This window comes from Pseudoalteromonas rubra, assembly GCF_005887115.1.
GTDB lineage: Bacteria > Pseudomonadota > Gammaproteobacteria > Enterobacterales > Alteromonadaceae > Pseudoalteromonas > Pseudoalteromonas rubra_F.
In genome coordinates this window covers 1-338 of the sequence record NZ_PNCJ01000152.1, presented here as the reverse complement: position 1 = coordinate 338, position 338 = coordinate 1, and the positions used below count along the sequence as shown (strand labels likewise).

Sequence of the window (338 nt, the reverse complement as noted above, 5' to 3'; positions counted from 1 at the left end):
TCTTGCCTTAACGGGCTGTGACCGCCTTACCATAAGCCCTGCATTGCTCGAGGAATTAGCCGAGTTGCCAGCTAATACAGATTACTTGTTAAGCGGTGCAAACGATGTACAGCCTAAGCCTGAAGCACTCACAGAGAGTGAATTCCGCTGGTTGCATAACGAAGACGCGATGGCGACTGAAAAGCTCGCCGTGGTATTTCGTGTTTTTGCTAAAGCTCAGCAAGATTTAGAGGCTCGTTTTAAACAACTCTAACTCCATTCGGCGGCCCACAAGGCCGCCATTTCTCTGCCCTTTCCGCTCGTAATAGAATTATCACTTTTCTGTAACCTTGGTTAAA

At 47.6% G+C, this 338-nt stretch carries 1 protein-coding gene; it reads left to right on the top strand.

Annotated elements, in window-relative coordinates:
• Positions 1 to 253, top strand: a 253-nt coding sequence (locus tag CWB98_RS23545; protein WP_283241228.1) for a transaldolase family protein, incomplete at its 5' end; no start/stop codon positions are given.
• Positions 254 to 338 lie beyond the last annotated feature (85 nt).